The organism is Variovorax sp. V213 (assembly GCF_041154455.1).
Taxonomy (GTDB): Bacteria; Pseudomonadota; Gammaproteobacteria; order Burkholderiales; family Burkholderiaceae_C; genus Variovorax.
This window is the reverse complement of sequence record NZ_AP028664.1, coordinates 164,777-183,904: the sequence shown is the minus strand read 5'-3', so window position 1 is coordinate 183,904 and position 19,128 is coordinate 164,777. Positions and strand designations below refer to the sequence as shown.

18 protein-coding genes are annotated in these 19,128 nt (G+C 67.2%); 7 read left to right on the top strand and 11 right to left on the bottom strand.

Annotation, left to right across the window (positions count from 1 at the left end; all coding sequences use genetic code 11):
* Nucleotides 1-92 precede the first annotated feature (92 nt).
* Entirely contained in the window at nt 93-1,283 is a 1,191-nt protein-coding gene (locus ACAM55_RS00915; protein WP_369654256.1) for a M48 family metalloprotease, read from the bottom strand.
* A gap of 204 nt (nt 1,284-1,487) precedes the next feature.
* Between ACAM55_RS00915 and ACAM55_RS00910 the strand changes: the two genes are divergently transcribed.
* Nucleotides 1,488-2,462 (top strand): tripartite tricarboxylate transporter substrate-binding protein, encoded by a 975-nt coding sequence (locus ACAM55_RS00910; RefSeq protein ID WP_369654255.1) that lies wholly within the window; start codon nt 1,488-1,490, stop codon nt 2,460-2,462.
* Nucleotides 2,463-2,540: 78 nt separating this feature from the next.
* Here the strand turns inward: ACAM55_RS00910 and ACAM55_RS00905 are convergent, their stop codons facing one another.
* On the bottom strand, nt 2,541-4,661 hold the full coding sequence (locus tag ACAM55_RS00905) for a PQQ-dependent dehydrogenase, methanol/ethanol family (RefSeq protein ID WP_369654254.1): 2,121 nt from the start codon (nt 4,659-4,661) through the stop codon (nt 2,541-2,543).
* Nucleotides 4,662-4,827: 166 nt separating this feature from the next.
* Here ACAM55_RS00905 and ACAM55_RS00900 point away from each other — a divergent pair, with 166 nt between their 5' ends.
* Nucleotides 4,828-6,108, top strand: coding sequence for a helix-turn-helix domain-containing protein (locus ACAM55_RS00900; protein WP_369654253.1), 1,281 nt, complete (start codon nt 4,828-4,830; stop codon nt 6,106-6,108).
* Between the two features lie 27 nt (nt 6,109-6,135).
* On the opposite strand, the gene ACAM55_RS00895 is transcribed toward ACAM55_RS00900, so the two are convergent.
* The 4 genes from ACAM55_RS00895 to xylF form a co-directional block, all read right to left on the bottom strand.
* Nucleotides 6,136-7,296 (bottom strand): ROK family protein, encoded by a 1,161-nt coding sequence (locus ACAM55_RS00895; protein WP_369654252.1) that lies wholly within the window; start codon nt 7,294-7,296, stop codon nt 6,136-6,138.
* Between the two features lie 40 nt (nt 7,297-7,336).
* A complete protein-coding gene (locus ACAM55_RS00890) occupies nt 7,337-8,119 on the bottom strand; it encodes an ATP-binding cassette domain-containing protein (RefSeq protein WP_369654251.1) in 783 nt (260 codons plus the stop codon).
* A 1-nt stretch (nt 8,120) separates the two neighbouring features.
* Nucleotides 8,121-9,311, bottom strand: coding sequence for a sugar ABC transporter permease (locus tag ACAM55_RS00885; RefSeq protein WP_369654250.1), 1,191 nt, complete (start codon nt 9,309-9,311; stop codon nt 8,121-8,123).
* Nucleotides 9,312-9,424: 113 nt separating this feature from the next.
* Entirely contained in the window at nt 9,425-10,447 is a 1,023-nt protein-coding gene (xylF, locus tag ACAM55_RS00880; RefSeq protein WP_369654249.1) for a D-xylose ABC transporter substrate-binding protein, read from the bottom strand.
* A 245-nt stretch (nt 10,448-10,692) separates the two neighbouring features.
* Here xylF and ACAM55_RS00875 point away from each other — a divergent pair, with 245 nt between their 5' ends.
* From ACAM55_RS00875 to ACAM55_RS00865, 3 genes are read left to right on the top strand one after another with little or no spacing between them, the layout of a single operon-like run.
* Nucleotides 10,693-11,124, top strand: coding sequence for a VOC family protein (locus ACAM55_RS00875; protein WP_369654248.1), 432 nt, complete (start codon nt 10,693-10,695; stop codon nt 11,122-11,124).
* A 10-nt stretch (nt 11,125-11,134) separates the two neighbouring features.
* Nucleotides 11,135-12,046, top strand: a complete 912-nt coding sequence (locus tag ACAM55_RS00870; protein WP_369654247.1) for an amino acid ABC transporter substrate-binding protein — start codon at nt 11,135-11,137, stop codon at nt 12,044-12,046.
* A gap of 39 nt (nt 12,047-12,085) precedes the next feature.
* Nucleotides 12,086-13,009: a LysR family transcriptional regulator gene (locus tag ACAM55_RS00865; protein ID WP_369654246.1), complete on the top strand. Its 924-nt coding sequence runs from the start codon at nt 12,086-12,088 to the stop codon at nt 13,007-13,009.
* A 16-nt stretch (nt 13,010-13,025) separates the two neighbouring features.
* On the opposite strand, the gene ACAM55_RS00860 is transcribed toward ACAM55_RS00865, so the two are convergent.
* The 4 genes from ACAM55_RS00860 to ACAM55_RS00845 all read right to left on the bottom strand — a co-directional run bounded on the left by ACAM55_RS00860 (nt 13,026) and on the right by ACAM55_RS00845 (nt 15,659).
* On the bottom strand, nt 13,026-13,364 hold the full coding sequence (locus ACAM55_RS00860) for a hypothetical protein (RefSeq protein WP_369654245.1): 339 nt from the start codon (nt 13,362-13,364) through the stop codon (nt 13,026-13,028).
* 65 nt (nt 13,365-13,429) lie between these two features.
* The gene (locus tag ACAM55_RS00855; protein ID WP_369654244.1) at nt 13,430-14,326 is read right to left on the bottom strand and encodes an NAD(P)-dependent oxidoreductase; all 897 of its coding nucleotides are present in this window, start codon (nt 14,324-14,326) and stop codon (nt 13,430-13,432) included.
* Nucleotides 14,323-14,892 carry a gluconokinase gene (locus ACAM55_RS00850; RefSeq protein ID WP_369654243.1) on the bottom strand — a complete coding sequence of 190 codons (570 nt, stop codon included), beginning with the start codon at nt 14,890-14,892 and terminating at the stop codon, nt 14,323-14,325. Before ACAM55_RS00850 ends, ACAM55_RS00855 begins: the two co-directional genes overlap by 4 nt.
* A 5-nt stretch (nt 14,893-14,897) precedes the next feature.
* Nucleotides 14,898-15,659 (bottom strand): SDR family oxidoreductase, encoded by a 762-nt coding sequence (locus ACAM55_RS00845; RefSeq protein ID WP_369654242.1) that lies wholly within the window; start codon nt 15,657-15,659, stop codon nt 14,898-14,900.
* 184 nt (nt 15,660-15,843) lie between these two features.
* Here ACAM55_RS00845 and ACAM55_RS00840 point away from each other — a divergent pair, with 184 nt between their 5' ends.
* On the top strand, nt 15,844-16,797 hold the full coding sequence (locus tag ACAM55_RS00840; RefSeq protein ID WP_369654241.1) for a 2-hydroxyacid dehydrogenase: 954 nt from the start codon (nt 15,844-15,846) through the stop codon (nt 16,795-16,797).
* A 19-nt stretch (nt 16,798-16,816) separates the two neighbouring features.
* Complete coding sequence (locus ACAM55_RS00835) at nt 16,817-17,890, top strand: L-idonate 5-dehydrogenase (protein ID WP_369654240.1); 1,074 nt, start codon at nt 16,817-16,819, stop codon at nt 17,888-17,890.
* A gap of 6 nt (nt 17,891-17,896) precedes the next feature.
* On the opposite strand, the gene ACAM55_RS00830 is transcribed toward ACAM55_RS00835, so the two are convergent.
* Nucleotides 17,897-18,907, bottom strand: coding sequence for a LacI family DNA-binding transcriptional regulator (locus ACAM55_RS00830; RefSeq protein WP_369654239.1), 1,011 nt, complete (start codon nt 18,905-18,907; stop codon nt 17,897-17,899).
* Nucleotides 18,908-19,128: the final 221 nt, after the last annotated feature.

Genomic DNA, 19,128 nt, shown 5'->3' with positions numbered 1-19,128 from the left:
CGTGGAGGGCATCGGCACGCGTCGGGTCTGCCTGTCGGACAGTTGGACGGCCGGCAAACTTCTCTTACGACTGTATGTCGTTCAATTTGCCGCTATTTGCGGCAGGCGATCGGCAGTGCCTTGTCAGCCAGGTCGTCACCGGCCACGCAGTTCCATGCAATGCCGTCATCGGTGGCCGAGGGCTCCATGCGCAGCGTGCCTGCCGCCTTTGGAAGCGCGACTTCGACCACCATGGTGTCCGGATCGAGCGTCAGCTCCGCGCCGCCGGGCAGGCTTTCGGGGGCACCGGCGATCGAGAGCGAGTCGGGAATCTCTTCCTTCTGCTTGTAGTAGTTGCCGAGCGCTTCGCGCACTGGCGCGGCCTCCGACCAGGCCTGGGAAACGACCGCGCGGGTCTGGTATTCCTTGTAGGCCGGAATGGCCACGGCGGCCAGCACGCCGATGATGGCGACCACCATCACCAACGCCAGTGCACCGCCGCCGGCACGGCCGGTGTACGGCACGAAGACGGCGAGCAGGTAGGCCACGGGATTGCGGCTCGGCAGCTTCGCATCCGCGTCGATGGTGCGCGCCACGCGCTTGGTGAGCCAGGGGTAGCCGGCGATCACTTCATGGAACGAGCCCCAGAAGCCGCTGTTGCCCACCGACTGGTCGGCGTAGCGCTGCAGGTCGACGTTGCGCCATTGCTGCGCACCGGCGGCCAGCGCCACGAGTGCGCGGGGTGCGGAGTCGGGCTGCTCGCAGCAGGCGGCGCCATGCAGGTCGCAGGTGTATTCCTTCGCGCGAGAGTAGGCGGCGCCGAGCAGTGGCAGCCAGAGCACCGGGGCGCGCCAGATGTGGCCCGTGAGGTGGCCGCGCCGGATGTGGCCGAGCTCGTGGCCGATGTAGAAGTTGATGCCGTCGGGCTGGGCTTCCATCGCGTCGACCACGTCGGACAGCAGCACCACGAAGTTGCGGCCGAAGAAGCGGGTGGCAAAGGCGTTGAAGATGCCGTCGCCATGCAGCAGGTAGGCCTCGGGCGGGTGCTCGATGCCGAGATGGCCGCAGCAGGCCTGGAAGCGCGCATGCAGGTCCGGCAGCTGGGTGGGCGAAAGCTTCACGGCCGTGCCCTTGATCCAGGCGATGACGGCCGACTGTGCGAACACATAGGCAATGAAGCCGAGCAGTACATAGACGAGCGCAATGCCCAGGGTGCCGAGCACCAGCAGCACCCAGACCAAGAGGCCGAGTCCGAGCGTGATGTTGCCGAGCCAGCGCTCGCGCGGATAGACCCATGGATCCATATGGAAATTCCTCCTCGATGCGGCCCGTGGGCCTGCGGTGTTTATGGTTTTTTCTTCGCGCCTCCCCAGGCGCGACTTGCGAGCGCGCATCATGCCCCAGGAAAGTGCGCTTTCTGGCGCGTCCCTAGGGCTATTCGCTATGGGTCAGGTCGTGGTCAGCCTTTATGATCGCGGCCGTTTTCATTTCAATCGTCGGGAGACATCATGAAGAAATTGCTTGCATTTACGGCGATTGCCGCTGCCGCCGCGGGCGCCTACGCCCAGGATTTCCCTGCAGGCAAGACTGTCACGCTGGTAGTGCCTTTCTCAGCCGGCGGCCCGACCGACCGCGTGGCGCGCGACCTGGCCGAAGCCATGCAGAAGACCCTCGGCACGACGATCGTCGTGGACAACACCGCGGGCGCCGGCAGCTCCATCGGCACCGCCAAGGTCGCTCGCGCTGCGCCCGACGGCTACACCATTCTGGTGAACCACATCGGCATGTCCACGATGCCGGCGCTCTACCGCAAGCTGCCGTTCAACGTCGAGAACGACTTCGAATACCTCGGCATGGTCAATGAAGTGCCGATGACGCTCATCGGCAGGCCCACCCTGCCCGCCAACAACTACAAGGAACTGACGGCGTGGATCGCTGCCAACAAGGGCAAGATCAACCTCGGCAATGCCGGGCTGGGCGCCGCGTCGCACCTGTGCGGCCTGCTGTTCCAGAGCGCGCTCAAGGTCGAAATGACACCGGTTCCCTACAAGGGCACCGCACCGGCCATCGCCGACCTGCTGGGCGGCCAGATCGACCTGCTGTGCGACCAGACCACCAACACCACCTCGCAGATCGAGGCCAAGAAGGTCAAGGCCTATGCCGTGACCACGAGCAAGCGCCTGAGCACGCCGGCCCTGAAAGATCTGCCGACGCTGGCCGAATCGGGCCTGAAGGACTTCGAGGTCTCGATCTGGCACGGCGTGTATGCGCCCAAGGGCACGCCGGCGCCGGTACTGAAGAAGCTCAACGAAGCCGTCAAGGCCGCGCTGAAGGACCCGGGCTTCATCAAGCGCGAAGAAGCGCTGGGCGCCGTGATCGTCGCCGACAAGCGCACCGAGCCGGCCGAGCACAAGAAGTTCGTCTCGGCTGAAATCGCCAAGTGGGGGCCCATCATAAAGGCTGCCGGCGTGTACGCCGACTGATCGTTTCGATCCCTCGCCAAAAAAAGAAGCGCCGCCGGGCCATCAGGTCCGGCGGCTTTTTTCATGGCGGCGACAGCGTCACTTCGGCCGGATCGCGTCCGCCGTGCCCTGGATGAAAGCCTTGATGCTCTCGATCTCCTCGCCCGAGAGCTTGCCCGTGAAGTCGGGCATGCCGCGCGCCATGGCCGGGCCCTTGAGGATGAATTTGTCGAGGTTCTCGATGTAGGCCGCATCCATGTAGCCGAGGTTCGGGATATTGCCGCCGCGGTCCACGCCCGGCACGCCGTGGCAGAACACGCAGTTGCTCACATAGAGCATGGTGCCGGCCTGGACCTTGGCGGGGTCGTACTTCACGCCCTGCACCAGCTTGTCCATGCGGTACTGCACGAACTCCGGCATCTTGGCCGTGCCACCGACCGCGAAGGTGTAGACCGTGCCCGGCCCCTGCCGCTCGGTGGCGCGCTGCGCGAGGCCGTACACGCCGCCCCAGCCCACCGCAATCGACACGTACTGCTTGCCGTCGACCATGTAGGTGGCAGGCGCCGCGACCACGCCGGTGCCCGTGGGCGTCTCCCAGAGCTTCTCGCCGGTCTTCGCGTTGTAGGCCACCAGGCGGCCGTCGGCCGTGCCCTGGAACACGAGGTTGCCGGCGGTGGTGAGGGTGCCGCCGTTCCACGGCGAGGCGTAATCCACGCGCCAGGCCTCCTTCTGCGCCACCGGGTCCCAGGCGACGAGGCGGCCGAAGGGCTTGCTCTTGGGCGGCTCGGCGTTGGCGAACATGCCAGTGTTCCAACCCAGTGCAGCGTGCGGGCGGCCGGGCGCGTTCTGGTCGAATTTCCAGTCCTTGTCGTCCATCAGGTTGAGCGGCACGTTCTGCGCGGGCAGGTAAGCCAGGCCGGTTTGCGGGTTGAACGACATCGGGTGCCAGTTGTGCGCGCCGAAGGGGCCGGGGATGCTGTCCCCGGGCTTTTCGTTCTGTCGCGCGGCAGCGATCTCGATGGGCCGGCCGTTCTTGTCGTAGCCGGTGGCCCAGTTCACCTCGACAAAATTCTTCGCCGAGATGAACTTGCCATTGGTGCGGTCGATGACAAAGAAAAAGCCGTTCTTCGGCGCATGCAGCAGCACCTTGCGCGCCTTGCCGCCCAGCTTGACGTTGGCCAGGATCATCGACTGGGTGGAGGTGTAGTCCCAGTTGTCGCCGGGTGTCTCCTGGTAGTGCCACACGTACTTGCCGGTGTCGGGGTTCAGGGCCACCACCGAACCCAGGTAGAGATTGTCGCCGCCCTTGGGGCTGCGCGCCTTGTGTGCCCAGGGAGAGCCGTTGCCGGTGCCCACGTACATCAGGTTGAGCTCGGGGTCGAAGGCGAAGCTGTCCCATGCGGTGCCGCCGCCGCCCGCTTCCCAGTACTTGCCGCTCGGGTCCCAGGTCTTGGCGGCGCGCGCCATGGATTCGTCCTCGAAAGGCTTGCTCGGATCGCCCGGCACCACGAACCAGCGCCACTTCTGGTCGCCGGTCTTCGCGTCGTAGGCCGTGACGTAGCCGCGCACGCCGTATTCGGCGCCGCCGTTGCCGATGATGACCTTGCCCTTGAACACGCGCGGCGCGCCGGTGATGGTGTAGGAGCCCTTCTGCCCCTCGATGGTGTTCTTTTCCCAGACCTTCTGGCCCGTGGCCGCATCGAGCGCGATGAGCCGGCCGTCGTAGGCGGCCACGTAGACTCGGCCCTCGTGCAGCGCAACGCCGCGGTTCACCACGTCGCAGCAGCCCCGGAAGCCCTTGGACTTGTCGACCTGCGGATCGAAGGTCCAGAGCCTTTGCCCGGTGCGCGTGTCGATGGCGTGCACCACGCTCCACGAGGCGGTGACGTACATGACGCCGTCGACCACGAGCGGCGTGGCTTCCACGCCGCGCGTGGACTCCAGGTTGTAGGACCAGACCAGGCCGAGCTGCTTGACGTTGCTGGCGTTCACCTGATCGAGCTTGCTGAAGCGCGTCTCGGCGTAGTCGAGGCCGTAGCTCGGCCAGTCGGGCGTCTTCTTCTCTGCCGCATTGGCGCGGATGAAGTCGCCGTTCACCTGCTTGACGGCCGCCGCGGCGCGGTCCTGCGGGTTGCCCGGAGCCTGGGCCGAAACCGTCGACGCGCCCAGGCACAGCCATGCAGCGGCGAGCGGAAGCAGCCCGGCGTGGATCTTTTTCATCGTGAGTCTCCTTTGTGCCGCAAGGATCGTTTTTGTCGCCCTGGCCTTCACCTTCGGGATTTCCCCAGTCCGGCGCTGTTCCATTGCAGAACACATTCGAGAGGGGCCAGCGATTTCCGGTTCCCCATTTTCCTGATTCCCCCGACTTCGAGGAGCAGCGAATAGCATGGCTTTCGAAAGGCTGGGCACGGCAACCGCGCCGCGCCAACTCTTTTCCACCACGCCCGCGCAGCGCGTGGCACTTGCGCGGCAACAGTTCTTCGAGGAAGGCGTGCGGCCCTCGGGCCTGGTCGGCGAAGCGGTGATCCAGTCGTGGCTGCGCTGCACCCGCAACCACAGCGACCGGCAACGCATCGTGCCTTTCGATGCGGTCACGCCCAGCCGGCTGCACGCCACGCTGGCGCGCAACCGCGAACTGCTCGAGGTCGCGCGGCAGGAGCTCGCGAGCATGGAAAGCGCGCTCTCGGGCACCGACTGCCGCGTGATCCTGACGGACGGCGAAGGCGTGGTGGTGCACGTCACGCAGCAGCCGGCCGGGGCGCACCAGCCGGTGCTGCGCAAGACCGCGCGCGTGGGCGTGAACATTTCGGAGCGCATCGTCGGTACCACCGCGCCGGGCATCGTGGCGACCACCGGACAGGCCTGCACCGTCGACGGCGCGGAGCACTACTTCGACGTGCTGTCGCAGATGCAATGCGCCGCGGCGCCCATTCGGGACGTGGCGGGCCAGCTTGCCGGCGTGCTCGACATCACGATGGAGGCGCGACGCTTCGGTTTCGACGCGGCCTCGATGGTGGCGCTGTACGCCACCACCATCGAGAACCGGCTGCTGCAGGCACAGTCGCGCGACCACCTGATCCTGCGCTTCCAGGCCAGCCCGACCTTGCTGGGCACGCCCATGGAAGCGCTGGCCGGCGTGGCGCCCGACGGCACCATCGCCTGGCTCAACGGCGCCGGCGCGCGGCTGATCGGCCGCCTGCCGGAAGAAGCCTGCGAGCGCGATGTCGAGTCCATGCTGGGCCACGATCTCGCCAGCCTGCTACGGCTGCAACGGCGCGAAGCGGCGCAGCCGCTGCGCCTGGCCAGCGGCCTCGGCGTGTGGGTGCAGGCGCGGCTCAAGGCGGCGGAAGGCGCGGACTTCAGGCACGCGGTGGCAATGCCCGGCGAGACCGGCGCGGTGATGTCCATCGAGCCCTCGACGCCGATCGACGCCTGTGCGGCCAAAGACAGCACGGGAGCGGTGGTTCCCCGCCACGTAGAAACGGAAACGCCGCACGGCGAAACACTGCGCGAGCACAGCCGCAAGCTGATCGAGGAAGCGCTGGCGGCGCAGGGCGGCAACGTGTCGCAGGCGGCGCGGCAGCTGGGCGTGTCGCGCGGCACGCTGTACCGGCGGCTGCGCGACTGGCGCGAAGCGGACAAAGGCGCGGCGACCGCGCCGGGCTGATCGCGTACTGGTCCCCTCGCAGGTTTTTCAGGCCGAAGAAATCCGGTACTCGCGCGCGGCACGGGCCCGGCGCGCACGCGCATCGAGCTGAAGAGGCCGCAGGTACTCGTGCAGCGCCAGCGCGGCCGCGCCCACCGCGGGAGCCAGCTCGCCATAGCGGGCCAGGCGCAGATCGGGCGCGGGCATGCCGGCCGCATCGGCATGGCGCTTCACCATCTCGAAAGCCTCCTGCGCCAGGCCGCGATGGTGAGTGCACGACTTGCCGCCGAGCACGATGGCGCGCGGATCGAAGGTGACCCACAGGTTCTGCAGCAGCACGCCGAAGAAGGCGGCCGCGCGCGCCGTGTCGGGTGCGTCGCGCTCCAGCGCACGCGAACCGAAGAAGGCTTCGGCGCAGCCTCTTCGCCCGCACGAGCACAGCGGCCCGTCGATCTGCAGGATGGTGTGGCCGATCTCGCCCGCCATGCCTTGCGCGCCCGTGAACAGGCGGTCGTTCAGCACCACGCCGGCACCCACGCCGACGTCGCAGCTGACGAAGATCAGCGGATCGCCGCCCTCGCCGCCGAAGAACTCGTACTCGCCGAGCGCGGCGGCATCGGCATCGTTCTGCAGCTGCACCATGACGTCCGGCAGGCCCGCCGCGGCAAAGGCTTTTTCGAGCGCGGGCAGCAGGCTCACGTTGCGCCAGCCGAGGTTGGGCGCAAAGCGGACCACGCCGGTGCAATCGTCCACCGCGCCCGGCACGCAGACGCCGATGCTCGACAGGCGCAGCCCCAGTTCGTCCAACTGCCGGTGCGCGGCCGCGGCCATGCGCGCGACCTGCGCGCAGACGCCCGCCGGAGCGCTGTCGGTCAGCGCATGCGTGTCGGCATGCAGCACCTCGCCCTGCAGCGAGACGCAGGCCAGGCGCACCGTTTCGACGGCGATCTCGACGCCCATCAGCGCGCGCATGCCGACGTTGATCTGCAACGGCGTGGAAGGCCGTCCCAGACCATCCGCAACAGTCGTACCTGCCTCGCTGAGCCAGCCCTCGTCGAGAAGCTCGCGCACCAGCAGGCTCACGGTCGATTTGGTGAGGCCGCTTTCGGTGGCGAGCCGCGCACGCGAGAGTCCCGGCCGCGCGCGCAGCAGCCGCAGCAGGACGCTGCGGTTCATCCGCTTGAGCAGCTGTTGATCGCCGATGGTCACGAACCCGTCCTCAGCCTGCGAACCATCACCGCGCCTGCATTCACCGGTGCGCCTGCTCTTTTCCTTCAGGACGCTTGCCGGCGATGATCATGCCGAGCACTTCGTCTTCGGTGACTTCCGCGGTGCGGTAGGTGCCGACGAGCTTGCCGTTCTTCATGACCGCAACGCGGTCGCTCAGCGAGAACACGTCGGGCATGTCGTGCGTGATCAGGAAAATGCCGACGCCATCGGCCTTGAGCTGCTTCACGAGCCCGCCGACCATCGCGGTTTCCTCGGGGCCGAGCGCGGCGCAGGGTTCGTCCATGATCAGGATGCGCGCATTGAAGTACAGCGCACGCGAGATCGCCACCACCTGCCGCTGCCCGCCCGAGAGCCGGCGCACCGGAATGCGGATGTTGGTGAAGTTCTTGTTGAGGCGGTGGAACACCTTGCGCGCCTGGACTTCCATGAAATGGTCGTCGAGCGTGTTCCAGCGCGTCATCTTCTCGCGCCCGAGAAAGAGGTTGGACACCGAGTCGAGGTTGTCCGCCAGCGCCAGCGTCTGGTAGATGGTCTCGATGCCCAGCGCCTGCGCCTCGGCGGGCGTGCGGATGTGGACCTTCTCGCCCGCGATCAGCGTGTCGCCCGAGTCGATCGGGTAGGCCCCCGCAAGCATCTTCATGAGCGTGGACTTGCCGGCGCCGTTGTGGCCGAGCACCGCGACCACTTCGCCCGGATGGAGGTTCACGCTCACGCCGTCCACGGCCTTCACTCCGCCGAAGGCCTTGCGGATCTCGCGCAGCTCGACGAGGGGTTTGGAGGGATCGATGATGTTGGCACTCATCTCAGTTCTCCCCGAAGCGCTTGCGATAGAGCACGTCGAACACCACCGCCACGATCAGCACCTGCCCGATGATGACCATGCGCTTGCCGATCGGCACGTCCAGCAGCAGCATGCCGCTGTCGAGCGACTGCATGATGAGGGCGCCCAGCACCGAGCCGAAGATCGAGCCGCTGCCGCCCGCGAGCGCCGTGCCGCCGATGACGGCGGCCGCGATCACGTACAGCTCCATGCCCGTGCCGAGCGAGTTGGTGCCGGCATTGAGCCGCGCAATCGACACGATGGCCGCCACCGTGACCAGCACCGCGAGCAGTGCGAACAGCATCAGCGTGACCCGCTTCACCGGAATGCCCACCAGCGCCGCCGCGTCAGGGTTGCCGCCCATCGCGAACACATAGCGGCCAAAGCGCGTGCGGTGCACGATGAACGACAGCACGATGGCCACCACGGCCCAGATCAATACCGGAATCGGCAGACCCTGCGGTGCGTCCTTCGAGGCGATCTGGTAGTTGTTCATGACCGCCGCGAAGACGAACACCACCGCCACCGGCACGGCGGTCAAGAGCAGTTCGAGCCAGAGCGGCTCGTTGGGCATCTCGTGATGCGCGCGCGCGCGGCGCTTCTGCAGCATGCGCGCGAACAGCACCACCGCCACGAACACCGCGAGAATCCAGGTCGCGGTGGTGCCGATGCCGCCGTCGTACCCGCCGCCCAGGCGCTGGAAGAACTCGTCGTTCACCGGCTGCGTCTTGCCGTCGGCCACCAGGAACGCGGCGCCGCGGAACGACATCAGCCCGCCCAGCGTGACCACGAACGACGGCACGCCCAGCATCGCCGTGAGCCAGCCCTGGTAGATCGACACCAGCAGCGCCACCGCGAGGCCCGCCAGGCAGGCCGTGGGCCACGACCAGCCCGAGGTGTATTGCAGGTAGGCGATCAGCACCCCGACAAAGCCCATGACCGAGCCCACGGACAGGTCGATGTGGCGCGCCACGATGACCAGCACCATCACCGTCGCGACGATGCCCACCACGGCCGTCTGCTGCGCCACGTTGTAGAGGTTCTCGGGCGACAGGAACACGCCGCCCGACATCACGTTGAAGACGATGCCCATGACGACCAGCAGCACGCTCATCAGCAAGAGCCGCAGATCGACGCCCGCGCGCCGCCACCAGCCTGGCGTTTGATTGCTCATTTTTCAGATCCTCTCGAAGAAACAGGTGCGCGGCGGCACGCCGCGCCCGACCCTTGGGCCGGCCCGGACACCACGGTGCGGCGCGTATTGACGGCGCTTTTTCTTTGCGCCTGCTACTTGCAGGCTGCGGGCGCGCTGGCGGCCGGGACGCCCTTGCAGAGCTCGTCCTTCTTGATCCAGCCGGCCTTCACGACCACGTCGAGGTTGTCGCGCGTGATCGGCACCGGCGTGAGCAGGCGCGACGAGAGCGAGATCTTCTTCGGACCGGAATTCCACGGTGCGGCCTTCTCGGCCGGCTTGCCCTGCGTCAGCGCGATGGCGGCGCTGGCGGCTTCGCGGCCGAGTTCGCGCGAGTCCTTGAAGACGGTGGCGGTCTGCGTGCCCAGCGCAATGCGGTTGAGCGCCGCAAAGTCCGCGTCCTGTCCCGATACCGGAACGCCGCGCAGACCCTTGGCCGTGAGGGCCGCCACCGCGCCGCCGGCCGTGCCGTCGTTGGCCGCCACCACCGCGTCGACCTTGTTGCCGACCTTGGTGAGGATCTGTTCCATGTTCTTCTGCGCGACCTCGGGCTTCCAGCCCTCGGTATATTCGTCGCCGACGATCTTGATGTCGCCCTTCTTCACGGCGGCGTCCAGCACCTCTTGCTGGCCCGCGCGCAGAAAGTCGGCGTTCGGGTCGCTCGGCGAGCCCTTGATGATCACGTAGTTGCCCTTGGGCTTGACCTTGAAGACCTCGCGCGCCTCCATGCGCCCGACCTCGACGTTGTCGAAGGTGATGTAGAAGACGCCCGGCGCCTCGATCAACCGGTCGTACGCGACCACGGGCACCTTCTGGCGCGTGGCCTTGGTGATCGCGGGCAGGATCGCGTCCTTGTCCATCGCAAGCACGATGAGCGCCTTGGCGCCCTTGGACATCAACCCCTCGATGTCGCCCAGCTGCTTCTCAGGCGAGCCGCCCGCGTCGGCACTGATGTACTTGGCGCCAAGCTTCTCGAGCTGGGCCTTGATGGCGGCCTCGTCGGTCTTCCAACGCTCTTCCTGGAAATTGGACCAGCTCACGCCGACCACGGTCTGGGCCAGTGCGCCCACTGCGGTGAGGCCGAAGGCCATGGCGGCCAGGGTGTGCTTGAGTTGCATCGATGTCTCTCCTTGGAGGATTTGCCCGGCAAAAGCCGTGTAAGAAATTAGTTAGTTTGAAGGGCGAACTAACTATCCCATTGCCGCTGGACGATGGGCATCCGGGAATTCCCGGGGAACAGGCGCGCGGAGGATTGGCGAATCATCGAAATATTCGATGCTCAGAGAAAAAATATATCGTTTTCGGTTATGCGACTCGGTGCTTAAAGTTCGGCGCTCCTGAACTCACCGATGCGATTTCCATCATGACCGCGCCCACCGAAAGAATTCCGTTCCACCTGGCTTTTCCCGTTCGCGACATTGCCGAAGCGCGCGCCTTCTACGGCGAGCTGCTGGGTTGCCCCGAAGGCCGCAGCGCGCCCGAGTGGGTCGATTTCGATTTCTACGGCCACCAGATCGTGGCGCATCTGGCGCCCGATGAATGCGGCCACAAGGCCAGCAGCGCGGTGGACGGCCACGACGTGCCGGTACGCCATTTCGGCGCGATTCTTCCGATGGACAAATGGCAATCGATGGCCGACAAGCTGGTCGCCCGGCAAACCCGGTTCGTGATCGAGCCCTACATCCGCTTCAAGGGCGAGCCGGGGGAGCAGGCGACGATGTTCTTTCTCGATCCCTCGGGCAATGCCATCGAGATGAAGTCGTTCGCGAATCTGGACTCGTTGTTCGCCGTCTGAAAGCGCCCACATGAAGAGACACTTCCTTCTTGCCGGCGCAACGGCCGCGGCACTCCTGCTGCCGTTCGGCAGCGCGTTTGCGCAAACCGACATCCTGAAGAAGATCAAGGACTCCGGCGCCATCACCATGGGCGTGCGCGATGCCTCGGGCGCCATGTCCTTCACCCTCGGGCCGGGCAGCTACACGGGCTTTCATGTCGAGGTCTGCCAGCGTGTCGTCGCCGATATCGGGAAGGCACTGCAACTCGACAGGATCGACGTGAAGTACCAGCTGGTCACGCCGCAGAACCGCATTCCCCTGGTGCAGAACGGAACGGTCGACATCGAGTGCGGCACCACCACCAACAACGCGGCGCGCCAGAAAGACGTGGCGTTTGCACCGACGCTGTATGTGGAAGGTGTTCGCATCGCCGTGAAGGCGGCATCGGGCATCGTGTCGCCAGCCCAGTTTGCCGGCAAGTCCGTGGCCGCGACGACCGGCACCACGTCCGTGCAACTCCTGAGAAAGCTCAAGCGCGACGGCGCGGGCGAGATCGCGGAGGTGCTGGCCAAGGACAACAGCGAAGGCTTCCTGCTGCTCGAGTCGGGCCGCGTCGAGGGCTTTGCGGCCGATGGCCAGATCCTTTCCACTCTCATTTCCAAGAGCAGGGAGCCGGCGCAGTACAAGCTGCTCGACCAGGTGCTCAGCGTCGAGCCGATCGCGATCATGCTTCCAAAGGGAGACGCCGCGTTCAAGAAGCTGGTGGACCAGAGCGTGGTGTCGCTGGCTAGAAGTGGAGAAGCCGCGCGGCTCTACGACAAGTGGTTCATGCAGCCCATTCCGCCTCACAACTCGAAGGTGGGACTGCCGGCCAGCGCCTTGACCAAGGCCGCCTGGAGCAATCCCACCGACAAGCCGATGGAAGAGTACGAGACGCGATGACTCATTGAAGCAAGCATCGATTCTTGAGATGCTCGGTTCATGATCAACGAGCTCAGAACCTTCATCTCCGTTTGCCGCCATGGCACCTTCGCCGCCGCGGGAGAGCGGATCGGCTTGACCCAATCGGCGGTCAGCAGCCAGATCAAGCGGCTCGAAGACGCCTTGGGGTTCGAACTCTTCGACAGGACGGGGCGGTCGGCGACGCTGAACGCCGCCGGCGAGACGACGCTGGCCCGCGCCGAGGAGATCTGTGCGCTCTATGCAAGGCTTGGCGAACTGCCGGACGACGCAGCGAACGGCGGGCTGCTGCGGATCGGCGCCATCGCCTCGGCCCAATCGACGCTGGTGGCGCGGGCCCTGGCAAGGCTGCGCACCACGCTGCCGCTGCTCCGTGTCCACGTATCGCCAGGCGTGTCGATGCGGCTGATGGACGAGCTCGACGCAGGCACGATCGATGCGGCCGTGATGATCCGGCCACCGTTCGGGATTCTTCCGGACCTGATGTGGCAATCGCTGGTGCACGAGCCTTACGTTCTCATTTCACCCACGAAGGTGCCGGGGAAAGACTGGCGCACGCTCCTCCAGGAGCAGCCCTTCCTGCGCTACGACCGCGCGTCGTTCGGCGGGCGCATGGTGGAAAGATTTCTTCGGCGCGAAGGGATTGTGGTGAAAGACTCCATCGAGCTGGATGAGATACCCGGCCTCATCCACATGGCCGCCAAGGGACTGGGCGTTGCGCTGGTTCCGCTGGTCGAGGCACACCTTCCCCTTCCGGCGGGCGTTCGCGCGCTCTCGCTGGGCGAGCTCACCTTCTATCGCGAGGTTGGACTTCTTCAACGCAGGCCGCGGGCGAATCCGCCGGTGGTTGCTCAGTTCGCGCAGTGCTTGCGGGAGGCTGCAGAAGTCACGGAAGAAAAGGCCCGGCCTCCGAAGGCGAAGACCGAAGGAGCCAAGCGCCGCTAGGCCGTCGCCTGCCGCATCAACGGTTGGCGAGCGGAAATTCTTCGGCGCTGAACACCGTGTGAAAGACCGTGCCGTCGAACATCTCGAACAGATGCTTGGAGAGCTCGCGGCTTTCGTAGCGCACGGGTGAATCGAGCGCCTGCGCGATGTCTTCGCGGCTCGCATAGCGGGTCGACAGCACCATGGCCAGTTCGGGATCGCTCACGTCGCTTTCGATCTGGCGCAACACGCGCACTTCGAGCACGCCGGGAAAGCGAGTCCAGAGCGGCACCAGCTTGTCGTGCACGTGCCGGTCGAAAGCCTCTTCCATGCCGGCCTTGACCTTGCCCCGGAAGAACGCGCAACGGATGAACATGGGTGTTTTCCTTCCTGGTTGAAATGTGTTGCCGGACCGCGCGCAGGGTGCGGCCGATGCGCGCTTCAGTCGCGCGCGTAGCCGTTGAACTGCCGCATCATGGCCGCCGTGTCCTCGGCCCCGAGACCGGCCGCCACGAAGGCGCGATGCAGCTCGGAAACCGCGCCCGCCAGCGGCAGCGGCAGGCGTTCGCCCTGTGCAAAAGCCTGCACCGCCTCGAGGTCCTTGAGCATGTTGTCGATGCGGCCCGTAGGCGTGAAGTCGCGCGCGGCCATCTTGGGACCGAACTCGCGCAGGATCTGGCTGTCGGCGCGGCCGCCGGCCAGCGCGGTGTGCAGCTTCGACGCATCGACGCCGCCGGCTTCCGCCAGCCGCACCGCCTCGGCCACGGCCTGGAAGCCGATGGCGCAAAGCAGCTGGTTGACCAGCTTGGTGGTCTGTCCCGCGCCGCTGTCGCCCATGTGGGTGTAGTTGGCACACAGGCTGTCCATCACGGCGCGCGCGCGTGCCACGTCGTCCTCGCTGCCGCCGGCCATCACGGTCAGCCGGCCGAGCAGGGCCTTGGGAGCGCCGCCCGAGAGCGGCGCATCGACGAAACCCATGCCCGTGCGTTCGCGCAGCAACTGCGCGAGACGGCGCGTGGAAACCGGATCGATGGACGACATGTCGATCAGCAGCCGGCGCGAATCCGCAGGCTCGGCGGCGGCCACGCCGGTTTCGCCGAAGAGCGCACGCTCCACCACCGCCGCCGAATTGAGGCTGGTGATGACGAAGTCGCTCGCCGACGCGGCCATGGCCGCGGTGCCGGCGGCGTGCGCGCCGTGCGGCTCCAGCGCGGCGACCTTGGCGGGGTCGAGGTCGAACACGCACACCGCGTGGCCGCATTCGAGCAGGCGGCGCGCAATGGCCGAGCCCATGATGCCGACGCCGATCACGGCCACGCGCTGGCTTGGAAATGTCATGCGGCAGCTTTCAGTGAGGCGGCGCAATTCTGTGCGCACTCGATCAGGCGCGCCCCCACGGAGGCCACGATCAGCGGCACCGGCTCCTCGATGCCGGCGTGCAGTACCTCCGGCTCGTCCGCGCCGGGTTTCTCGAAGCTCTGCAGTTGGCTGTCGAGCAGCGCGGGCGGCATGTAATGGCCGCTGCGTTCCTCCAGACGGTGCCGGACCAGCGCGCGCGGACCGTCCAGGCAGACGAAGTGCAGGCCGGGTGCCGCCGTGCGCAAGCGGTCGCGGTAGGCACGCTTCAATGCCGAACAAGCCACCACCACGCCTGCCGGCGCCGCGGCTTCGTCGCTCAGCCGCGCACCGATGCGCTCCAGCCAGGGCCAGCGGTCCTCGTCGCAGAGCGGCACACCGCCGCGCATGCGCGCCACCGCCTCTGGCACGTGCAGGTCGTCGCCGTCCACCCAGGGCACGCCCAACACGCAGGCCAGGCCGGCGGCCACGCTGCTCTTGCCGGTGCCCGACACGCCCATCACCACGACGGCCAGCCTTGCCCGGTGCGGTTGCTGCTGCAGGGCCATGGAGATCAGAGGCTGGCGGTGATGCCGCCGTCCACGTACAGGATGTGGCCGTTGACGAAGCTCGATGCATCCGACGCGAGAAAGATCGCCGCGCCGCCGAGTTCTTCCACGTCGCCCCAGCGCCCGGCGGGCGTGCGGCCGGAAAGCCACGCGGTAAACGCTTCGTCGGCCACCAGCGCCTGCGTCAGCTCGGTCTTGAAATAGCCCGGCCCCAGGCCGTTGACCTGGATGCCATGCTTGCCGAGGTCGATCGCCATGCCCTTGGTGAGCATCTTCACGGCGCCCTTGGTGGCGGCGTAGGGCGCGATGCCTGGGCGGCCGAGCTCGCTTTGAACCGAGCAGACGTTGATGATCTTGCCGCGCTTGCGCTCGATCATGCGCTGCGCCACGAAGCGGCCGACGAAGAACACGCTGTCGATGTTGGTGGTGGTGATCTTGTGCCAGGCGTCGATCGGAAACTCCGCGAACGCGCCGCGGTGCTGCATGCCCGCGTTGTTGACCAGGATGTCGATGGGGCCGACTTCGCCCTCGATGCGTGCCACGCCCGCCTCCACCGCGGCGGCGTCGGTCACGTCGAAGGCCATGGCTTCGGCCGCGACGCCCCGGGCGCGCAAGGCGTCGCGCGCGGCTTCGAGGGCGCCGGCATCGCGCGCATTGAGCACGATGCGTGCGCCGGCCGAGCCCAGCGCCGCGGCCAGCGCAAAGCCGATGCCCTTGCTGGAGCCGGTGATGAGGGCGGTGCGCCCGGAGAGGTCGAAGAGTTTCAAGCGGAGCTCCAGGAGGAATGGGCGGAATGCGCCCGTGGCGGCAATGCAAATACGTTACCGGTATCCTATTGAACCGTCAAGGGTGAAAACCTTGGTGGAACTTCCTTTGAACGCCTTCAGGCAGCGGTTAAAGTTACCGGTATCTATATTGCGCCCAGCCGCGCCATCCCAGAGGAGAATCCGCTTGACCGCTGCCGCCAGACCCCCGCACGTGCTGATGCCCGGCCCCTATCCGGAATGGGACATGGCGCCAATGGCGGCGAGCTACACGCTGCTTCGCTGGTGGGAAGCGCCGGACCGGCAGGCCTTCATCGCCGAACACTCCCCGGAGATCCGCGCGGTGGCCACGCGGGGCGAGCTGGGCGCGAGCGCCGAGCTGATTGCCTCCCTGCCCAGGCTGGAGCTGGTCGCCTGCTACGGCGTGGGCACCGACGGCATCGACCTTGCGGCCTGCCGCGCGCGCGGCATCCGCGTCACGAACACACCCGACGTGCTCAACGGCGACGTGGCCGACCTCGCCGTGGGCCTCACGCTCGCGCTGCAGCGGCGCATTCCGGCCGGCGACCGCTTCGTGCGCAGCGGCGAATGGGCCAAGGGCCCGATGCCGCTGGCCACGCGCGTCTTCGGCCAGCGCGTGGGCATTGCCGGTTTCGGGCGCATCGGCAGCACCATCGCGCGGCGGCTCTCGGGCTTCGAGATGGAGCTGGGGTACTTCAGCCGCACGGCGCGCGAAGACAGTCCGCTGCGCCACTTCAACAGCCTCACGGCCATGGCCGAATGGTGCGACGTGCTCATCGTCATCCTGCCCGGCGGCGAGGCCACGCGCGGCATCGTCGACGCCGAGGTGCTGCAGGCGCTCGGCCCCAAGGGCTGGCTGGTGAATGTGTCGCGCGGCACCACGGTGGACGAGGGCGCGCTGCTGCAGGCGCTCGAGCAGCGCGCCATCGCAGGCGCGGCGCTCGACGTGTTCCTGAACGAGCCCCGCATCGACCCGCGCTTTGCGGCGCTCGACAATGTGGTGCTGCATCCGCACCATGGCAGCGGCACCGAGGAGACCCGCCGCGCCATGGGCGAACTGGTTCGCCGTAATCTGCAGGCCCACTTCGGTGGCCAGCCCCTCGTCACCCCGGTCGCCTGAAGGCCTGAAGGAGAACCCCATGCGTATGCGTTGTATGTGCCTCGTGATCCACGCCCCCGATGACCTGCGCCTGGAAGAACAGGACGCCGGAGACATCGGTCCGGGCCAGGTGCTGGTGAAGGTTGGCATGGGCGGCATCTGCGGCTCCGACCTGCATTACTTTCACAACGGCGGCTTCGGCACCGTGCGCATCAAGGAGCCGATGGTGCTGGGCCATGAAGTGGCCGGCACCGTGGTGGCCACGGCGCCCGGCGTCGACAGCGTGCGCATCGGCGACAAGGTGGCCATCAACCCGAGCCGCCCGTGCGGCGCCTGCAAGTTCTGCCTGGAGGGCCTGCCCAACCAGTGCCTCGACATGCGCTTCTACGGCAGCGCCATGCGCACGCCGCACGTTCAGGGCGCGTTCCGCAACATGCTGCTGTGCGAGGCCACGCAGTGCGTGAAGGTGGCGGCGCACGTGCCGCTGCGCCTCGCGGCGCTGGCCGAGCCATTCTCGGTGGGGCTGCATGGCGTGTCGCGCGCAGGCCCGCTCTTGGGTAAGCGCGTGCTGGTGTCGGGCTGCGGGCCCATCGGCGTGCTGGCCATTGCAGCCGCGCGTGCACACGGCGCGGCCGAGATCACCGCCACCGACGTGGTCGACGAGCCGCTCGCCTTCGCGCGCGCCATGGGCGCCGACCACACCATCAACGTCGCACAGGACAAGGCCTGGGTGTCGCGCTATTCGGCCGACAAGGGCACCTTCGACGTGATGCTCGAATGCTCGGGCAACGAGCGCGCCCTGCGCGACGGGCTGGAGGTCATGCGCCCGCGCGGCGTGGTGGTGCAGCTGGGCCTGGGCGGCGACGTGAGCATTCCGCAGAACATGGTGGTTGCGAAGGAACTCAGCATCTGCGGCTCGTTCCGCTTCCATGCGGAGTTCGCGCTGGCGGTGCGGCTCATCAACGAAGGGCGGGTCGACCTGTCGCCGGTCGTGTCGCACACCTTCCCGATGCAGCAGGCGCGCGAGGCCTTCGAGCTGGCAAGCGACCGCCAGCGCGCGATGAAGGTGCTGATCGACTTTGCCGACGCCGGCGCGGAAACCGCCGCGGCCTGATCGGTCTCAGGAGCTTTCCCGCTGCTCGATGCGAAACGGGATCAGCACCGTTTCCGCGGGCGGCCGGAGGCCTTCGCGGGCGCGGTCGATCACCCGCAGCAGCAGTTCGCCCGCGGCCCGCCCGATGCCCACGCAGTCCACCGCCACGGTGGTGATGCGCGGATGGCAGGCGCGGGCCACCTCGAAGTCGCCGAAGCCCGCGATCGCGATGCGGCCCGGCACGTCCCAGCCGCGGCGCTGGCATTCCATCAGCGCGCCGAAGGCCGAGAGGTCGGACACGCACATCACCGCATCCACGTCGGGCCATTGTCGGATCAGCTGCACCACGGCCTCGCCACCTTGCGCCATCGAGATGGGCGGCTGGCCGAAGCTGATGACGCGGCCATCGGGCAGCCCCAGTTCGCGGATCGCCTCGGCATAGCCGCGCTGCCGGTCGGCCCCACGGGTGTCGCGGTTCGAGGTGCCGCCGATAAAGGCGATGCGCCGGTAGCCCTGGGCGTGCAGGTGCCGCACCATCGCGGCGGCCGCTTGCGCGTTGGAGAAGCCCACCGTGTGCTCGATGGGCGTGGCGGGCAGGTCCCAGGTCTCGACCACCGGGATGCCGGCCGCCTGCAGCATGGCGCGTGCGGCGGGCGTGTGGGCGCCTCCGGTGAGGATCACGCCCTCGGGGCGGCGCGCGAGCATCGCCCGGACAAGGCGCTCTTCCGTCTCCACCCGGTAGTCGGTGTAGCCCAGCAGCAGCTGCAGCCCGCGCGCTTCCAGGGCGGCCGCAATGCCTTGTGCGGTCTCGGAAAAGTTGGAGTTGTTCAGCGACGGAATCAGCACCGCGACGAAGCCCGAGCGCTTGCTGGAGAAGGTGCGCGCGGTCTGGTCGATGACATAGCCCATCTCTTCGCAAGCCTGCAGGATGCGCTGGCGCAGCGCCTCCGAGGTCGCGCGGTCGCTGCCCGTGCGGCGGTTGAGCGCACGCGACACGGTCATCTTGGAGACGCCGACGCGCGCGGCGACGTCGGCCATCGTCGCCGGACGAGGCAGGGGGGCGGAGGCTTTGGTCGAGGGCAAGGGACTGGGTCTCTCTGGAATGCAGGTCCGAGGATAGGCGACGGATGGCTGGAAGAGAGAGCTTAGGTTACCGATATCGCGAAGCCGAGCCGGCGGGGGTAAGCCCCGTGCCGGATTTCCGTCTCGTTTGATACGATTTTTGCCAGAGCCGCCGGTTTCAACGGCGTTGGAGACAA